The sequence below is a fragment of the Streptomyces sp. NPDC057616 genome (assembly GCF_042800575.1).
Classification (GTDB): domain Bacteria; phylum Actinomycetota; class Actinomycetes; order Streptomycetales; family Streptomycetaceae; genus Streptomyces.
This window is the reverse complement of sequence record NZ_JBHVGU010000015.1, coordinates 197,058-203,840: the sequence shown is the minus strand read 5'-3', so window position 1 is coordinate 203,840 and position 6,783 is coordinate 197,058. Positions and strand designations below refer to the sequence as shown.

General features: G+C 69.3%; 7 protein-coding genes. All 7 read right to left on the bottom strand.

All coding sequences use genetic code 11. The annotated features are described in order from the left end of the window. Positions 1-88: 88 nt before the first annotated feature. A complete protein-coding gene (locus tag ACFU97_RS20915) occupies positions 89-685 on the bottom strand; it encodes a YceI family protein (protein ID WP_384258488.1) in 597 nt (198 codons plus the stop codon). A gap of 86 nt (positions 686-771) precedes the next feature. Continuing rightward, positions 772-1,809, bottom strand: a complete 1,038-nt coding sequence (locus ACFU97_RS20910) for a LacI family DNA-binding transcriptional regulator (RefSeq protein WP_384258486.1) — start codon at positions 1,807-1,809, stop codon at positions 772-774. A 9-nt stretch (positions 1,810-1,818) separates the two neighbouring features. Then, a complete protein-coding gene (locus ACFU97_RS20905) occupies positions 1,819-2,514 on the bottom strand; it encodes a nucleoside/nucleotide kinase family protein (protein ID WP_384258483.1) in 696 nt (231 codons plus the stop codon). Next, positions 2,511-3,398: an ATP-binding cassette domain-containing protein gene (locus ACFU97_RS20900; protein ID WP_384258481.1), complete on the bottom strand. Its 888-nt coding sequence runs from the start codon at positions 3,396-3,398 to the stop codon at positions 2,511-2,513. The genes ACFU97_RS20905 and ACFU97_RS20900 overlap by 4 nt, the downstream gene beginning before the upstream one ends. Beyond that, a complete protein-coding gene (locus ACFU97_RS20895) occupies positions 3,395-4,387 on the bottom strand; it encodes an ABC transporter permease (protein ID WP_384258479.1) in 993 nt (330 codons plus the stop codon). The genes ACFU97_RS20900 and ACFU97_RS20895 overlap by 4 nt, the downstream gene beginning before the upstream one ends. A 27-nt stretch (positions 4,388-4,414) precedes the next feature. Then, a complete protein-coding gene (locus tag ACFU97_RS20890) occupies positions 4,415-5,425 on the bottom strand; it encodes a substrate-binding domain-containing protein (RefSeq protein ID WP_384258476.1) in 1,011 nt (336 codons plus the stop codon). A 290-nt stretch (positions 5,426-5,715) separates the two neighbouring features. Beyond that, positions 5,716-6,633 (bottom strand): NADP-dependent oxidoreductase, encoded by a 918-nt coding sequence (locus tag ACFU97_RS20885; protein ID WP_384258474.1) that lies wholly within the window; start codon positions 6,631-6,633, stop codon positions 5,716-5,718. Positions 6,634-6,783 lie beyond the last annotated feature (150 nt).

Genomic DNA, 6,783 nt, shown 5'->3' with positions numbered 1-6,783 from the left:
CTCTCCACTCGTGTACCGCTCGGAGAGCGCCGCCCCTGTGGGTACGTGTGCGACCCCGATCACCCGGCGCGGGGTCGGAACACAGCGCTCAGGGCCGCCATCCGATGGGTTCCTGCTTCACTGCGCAGACGTCGAAGAACAGCTCGACGTCATCGCCCGCGAACCATCCGTCCGCCTCGACGCCCGCGGTCCGCAGCGGGCTCCATTCCGATCGCTTCAGTACGGAGCGCCCCGCTACCGTCACGAGCTCCGGACCCTGTGGTCCCGGGGCGCGTTCGTGGCGCACCGCGTCGACGACGAGCGGCTGCGTGATTCCCCTGAGCGACAGGTTTCCGACGAGCCGGAACAGACCCGCATGGTGGACTTCGGCCGAGGAGGACCAGAACGACACGAGCGGGTGCCGCCCGGCGTCGAGGAAGTCGGCTCCGCACATGCGCGCGTCCCGTTCCTCGGAACCGGTGTCGAGACTCGACGCCGTCACGTACACCGCGAACGCCGTCCGCTCAGGTCGCTCGCGGTCCAGGGTGAGCGTGCCCGCGACGTGCCGGAACACGCCGCGAAAGCCGGCGGACGCATGGCTACGGGCGTGGAGACTGACGCTGCTGTCGTCCGGGTCGATGAGGTAGGTCGCGACGTCCGCTGCGCGCTCCATGGCGCGCGATCGGGTTCCTGTTCCGCTGGTCATATCGGCCTCCCTCGTCTGCCCCACGTCGTTGATGATTAGCGGCGACGCCTCCGGCCCCCTTACCGGCTGTCTGCCTGGAGGTCGGGTCAGGGGGTGTTGTCGGGAGGGGGACAGCCGCAGGATTCGCGGTGCATGAAGGTGGGGTTGATGGTGACCTTGCGCGGCGGCAGCGAGGGGGAGGCGATCCGGGACAGGGCCATGGAGACGGCCTGTTCGCCGATGGACAGCGCCGGCTGGGCCATGGCGGTCAGCCTTGGGTGGAAGAGGTCCGCCCATTCGAAGTCGTCGAACGACACGAGGGCCATGTCGCCCGGGACCTTCAGGCCGGCGTTGCGCAGAGCGCGCATGGCGCCGATGGTCATGCGGTTGTTGCCCGCGACCAGAGCAGTGGGTGGTTCGGGGAGAGACAGGAGCTGCCCGAGGGCGGTCTCCGCCCCGTCCTCGCTGGAGTCGCCGTCGGCTTCGTAGCCCGGTCGGACTTCGATGCCGTTGCGGCTCAGCCCCAGCCGGTAGCCGGCGCGGCGCTCGACGGTGGTGGTGAGGCCGTCCCGTCCGGTGAGCATGGCGATGCGGGTGTGCCCGATGGACGCCAGGTGATCGACGAGTACTGCGGTGGGTTCGGTGTTGGCGACGGCGACCTGGTCGACGTCGGCGGGAACGAAACGGTCGATGGCGATGACGGGGATGTCGACCTTGTGGGCGTAGCGGATGGCCTGAGCGCCGTCGGACGAGGCAGCCAGGATGATCGCGCTGACCCTGCGGCGCAGCAGTTCACTGACCGCCTTCACCTCCATGTCGGCCTCGTCGTGGGTGTCCGCCAGCAGCACCGAGTAGCCGGCGGCCGAGGCGTGACGGTCGATGCCGTGAACGACGTTGCTGAAGTACGGGTTGGACAGGGCGGACATGGCCAGGCCGATGCTCCCGTACCCGGTGCTGTCCAGAGCGCGGGCGACCGGATCGGGAACATAGCCGGTCTCGGCCACGGCATCCAGGACGCTGCGCACCGTCGCCGACGCGACCGGCCGGGTCTTGTTGAGCACGTGGGACACCGTCGACACGGAGACGCCCGCCCGACGGGCCACGTCGGACATGGTGGGTGTCTGCCGGGGTGCTCTGCCTGCCATGTCCGGATCTTATCCAAGCTCGCTGAGCACCAGATCGGCCCGTGGGGCGGTGCTGCGGATGAGGGCGCTGGTGCTCTCGTCGACGCCGAGAGCCTTCGTGCGAGCGGTCTGCGGAGTGAAGCCGTAGCTGATGTAACGGCTGGTCAGCCGCTCGCGCCGGGGTTCGGGGAGGGCGTCAAGGAACCAGGTTTCGTCCAAGACCGACTTCACCTGCACCCAGGGATCCCGCGTGGACAGCAGGAAGTTGCCGTCGACGATGACCAGCCGGTGGTGTGCCGCGACCTCGATCGCCCCGGCCACGGCGTCCTCGAGGTCTCGGTTGAACTCCGGCCACCAGACGGTGCCACCGGTCTCGGCGCGGGTGCGGCGCAGGAACGCGAGGAAGCCGTCGGCGTCGAAGGTCTCGATCGTGCCCTTGCTGGCAGTCAGCCCGCGGGCCGCGATGACTTTCTGGGCGAGGTGGAACCCGTCCATCGACACGGACACGGCAAGCCCGGGCTTCCGGTGTTCCACCTGTGCCAAGAGCTGCTCGGCGAATGTGGACTTCCCCGCGCCGGGTTCTCCCACGATGCCGAGCAGGGTCCGCCCGGTCGCGCTCAGTCTCAGGGCCCGCTCTACGAGGGCATCCAGAGGCGGGTGTCCGTAGAGCGGGGTACGGGGCGGGCGGGCCTTCCCGTCGATGCGGTTGCTGCCGGCGAGCGTCATTCGGGGGACTCCGACGGGTGGCGGGAAGCGGGCTTCTCCTCGGGCATGTGCTGGGTGGTGCTCTCCAGGAGCCGCCCGTCGGCTGTCATCTGCAGCGCGCCGGTCATCAGGCCCACCACTTCGGTCATCGTGCACGACGTGGGGGTGACCACGGCCGCGCGCCTGCCCAGGCGGTGTACGTGGATGCGGTCGGCGATCTCGAAGACCTGCGGCATGTCGTGGCTGATGAGGATGACGGGGACTCCCCGGTCACGGATCCGGGCGATCAGGTCCAGGACCTGACGGGACTCCCGGACGCCGAGGGCCGCGGTCGGCTCGTCCATGATGATCAGCCGGGTGCCGAACATGGCGGCACGGGCCACGGCCACCGCCTGGCGCTGGCCGCCGGAGAGGGTGCCGACGAGCTGGGTGATGTCCTGGACGGTGGCGATGCCGAGCCGGTCGAGCTGATCGGCGGCCTCGCTGCGCATCCTCTTGTGGTCGAGCATGCGCAGGCCCGAGCCCAGCAGGCCTTTGCGGCGCAGTGGCCGGCCCAGGAAGAGGTTGGTGGCGATGTCCATCTGCGGTGCGACGGCAAGGGTTTGGTAGACGGTCTCGATGCCTGCCGCGCGTGCGTCGCGCGGCCCGTGGAAGCGGACCGGCCGGCCGTCCAGTTCGATGGTTCCCGCGTCCGGGACGAGGGCTCCGCTGAGGGCCTTGATCAGGCTCGACTTGCCCGCGCCGTTGTCCCCGACGACGGCGAGGACCTCACCGGCGCGGATCTCGAAGTCGGATTCGCGGATGGCCACGACATTGCCGTAGCGCTTGACCAGTCCGCTCGCGCGCATCACCACGTCGTCGGTGTGCGGCGCGGGCTCCTGGGCCGATGCGTGGGGCTGGTTCATGCTGCCCTCCTGCGGACGACACGGTCGACCGCGACGGCGACGATGACGAGGATGCCGGTGGCGACCTGCTGGTACAGGCTGTCGATGCCGGCCTGGGTCAGCCCGTTGGTCAGGACGGTGACGACCAGTGCGCCGAGCACGGTGCCGGGGATGCCGCCGCGCCCGCCGAAGAGGCTGGTGCCGCCGATCACCACGGCGGTGATGCTGTCCAGGTTGCCGGTCTGGAACGCGTTCGGGTCGGCGTTCGGGATGCGCCCCAGGGCCTGCCAGGCGGCGATCGCGTAGACGAACCCGGCCAGGACGTACGCGCTCAGCAGGGTGCGGCGGTTGTTGATGCCGGTCAGCCTGGCCGCTTCCTCGTCGTCGCCGACCGCGTAGACGTTACGGCCCCACGAGGTCTGCGTGAGCAGGAACCACAGGCCGGCGATGAGGACGACCGCGACGCCCATGCCGTAGGTGACCTCGATCCGGCCGAACAGGTAGGAGCGCTCGCCCAGCAGGGTCAGCACACCGGAAGGCACGGAGAAGCTCTGGCCGTTCGCGAACAACTGTCCGGTCGCGGTCAGCACGCTGAGCACACCGAGAGTGACGATGAACGGAGGCAACCGCAGCCGCGTCACGAGCGTGCCCGACACGGCGCCGATGGCCGTACACAGCAGCATGCCGATGACAAGAGCCAACCCTCCGGGGAGGGCGTGCTGGCCGAGCCGTGCGATGACGAGGGTTCCCAGCACCATGATGGCCGCGTTGGCCAGGTCGATGCCGGCGGTCAGGATGATGAGGGTCTGGCCGAGGGCAAGCGTGCCGACGACCAGGAACTGCTCCACGATCAGCGACGCGTTGTCGATGGTGAAGAACGTGTCGGTGACGGCCGAGAACACGATCACCGCGATGATCAGTGCGGCCAGCGGGCCGGCCGCCGAGTTGCCGAAGGCGCGTGCGACTGCGGTCCTGGCCGAAGGGCGGGCGGTGTCGCCCTCAGACGTCACGGTAGAGGTCTGCGTGGTGGTCACGGATCAGCCCCAGCAGTTCTTCAGGCCCCAGGCGGTGTCCTTGGACGCGAGGCCGGCCAGGGGCTTGTCGGTGATGAGCTGGGAGCCGGTGTCCGTGAATCCGGAGGGCTTCTTCTTGTCCTTGGCGTAGTCCACGACGGCGTCGACGCCTTGCTGCGCCATCTTCTTCGGGAACTGCATGACGGTCGCGGCGAACTTGCCGCTCTGCACATTGCGCACACCCGTGCACGAGCCGTCGATCGAACCGATGACCACTCCCGGCTTGCCGCTCAGCGCCTGCGCCGCGCCGGCTGCGGCAGGCTCGTTGATCGTGTAGACCGCGTTGATCCCGTGATCGCGCTGGTACAGGTTCTCCATCGCGGTCTGGGCCTTGGTCTGGTCGCCGTTGGTCACGGCGGTGCCCTTGATCTCGGGGGAGCCGTTGGTGAGTGCGAAGCCCTTCAGGAAGCCGTTGTGCCGAAAGTCGTCCACGGTGGAGCCCGGCGTGCCGTCGAGCAGCACCACGGCGGGCTTCTTGCTCCCCAGCGCGGCCTTGACGTACTGGCCCTGCTTGACGCCCGCGGCCTCGTTGTCCGTGGCGAACGTGGCGTCCACGGCGCTGGCCGGGTCCGTCGCGGTGTCCAGCGCGATGACGACGATGCCCTTGTCGCGGGCGGCCTTGATGGCGCCCAGCACGCCGGTGGAGTTGCTCGGCGTGATGAGGATGCCCTTGACGTTCTGGGCGACCAGGTTGTTGATCGCGTCGACCTGGCCCTGGTTGTCACCGTCGAACTTGCCCGCGAGGGCGATCAGCTTGGCCCCCTTCTTGCCCGCCTCTGCCTGCGCCGACTCGCGCAGCTTGACGAAGTAGGGGTTGCTGTTGGTCTTCGTCACCAGTCCGATGGCGATCTTGCCGCCGGAGGCGGGGCCGTTGTCCGAGCCCCCGCTCTTGGTGGACGTGCAGCCGGCGACCAGCAGGGCCACGCCCGCCGCGGCGATGACCGGCACTCGGGCGGAGGTACGCAGATGTCTCATGACCTGCTCCTTTCAGCCGACGGGACTCCTTCGGCCCGTCAAGGCTGCGGCAGAACATAGTGCGCGGAACCACGTCTGCATAGGCATTGCGCAAAGCTTTGCGGAATCCGTCGGCCCGTGGTGGGGCCGTGTGGACGGGCGAGGCCGGGACCTGTCTGGTCCGAGAACTGGCGCCGGATGGCGTCCGCCGTGTCGCACGGCGCGGGCTGTCACCAACCAGGGCATGACAGCCCGGCCCACGCGCCCGATGCCGGTCCACGAGAGGGCAGATCGATCGACGGTGCGTGACCTTACGGACGAATGCGGATGATGGTCTTCCCCTTGACCCGCTCGGTCGGGTTGAACGCGGCGACGGCGTCGTCGAGGGTCGACACGGTGCCGATGTTCGTCCGCAGCCGTCCGTCGCGCACGCGCTGGACGAGCTCACCCAGTTGCGCGCGATCGGGTTCGACGACGAAGTCGATCGCGAGGCCGTTGGCCGGCCGGACCTCGGGCGGCCCCGCGATGGTCACCAGAGTCCCTCCGGCCTGAACCAGGCCCGCCGACCGCCTGCCGACGTCCCCACCGAAGACGTCGAAGACCAGATCGACTCCGCCGACGTCTTCCAGCGTGTCCTTTTCCAGGTCGACGAACTCCTGCGCGCCGTAGTCGAGTGCCGCCTGACGGTGGGCGGCACGTCCCGTACCGATGACATGGGCACCCGCCTCACGTGCCAGCTGCGTCACCATCGAACCGACTCCGCCGGCCGCGCCGTGCACGAGAACGCTCTGCCCCACCTGCAGGCGGCCGTGCTGGAACAGCCCCTGCCAGGCGGTCAGGCCCGAGATCGGCAGGCTGGCGCCCACCGTGAAATCGACGTCGCCCGGCAGCGGCGCCAGGTTGCGCGCCTCGACGGCCGCGTACTCGGCCAGGGTGCCGTCGCGCGTCCAGTCCGTGAGGCCGAACACCCGCTGCCCCACCGACAGTCCGGTCGTGCCGTAGCCGAGGGCGGCGACCACTCCGGCCAGCTCGTGTCCGGGGACCGACGGTGTCCGGTCACGGCCGAGGCGGTCGGTCCACGAGGAAGGCCACGTGAGCTCGTCCGGGGTGAATCCCGACGCGAACACCTCGACGAGGACGTCGTTGCCCGCCGGGGTCGGCTCGGGCCGCTCGGCCGGCGTCATCCCGGCCGTGCCCGCGGTCTGATCTGTCACCACAATCGCCTTCATCGCGCACCTTCCCTGCCGACTCTTCGTCTGCACAGCATCTTCGCCCGGTGAGCACTTAGCGGCATCAGCGCCCGGCTTCTTACCCTGCGCACCCGACGTACGCGCGCCGGACGACCCGCGGGCGCCTGCCACCCTCAAGAAATGGACGAA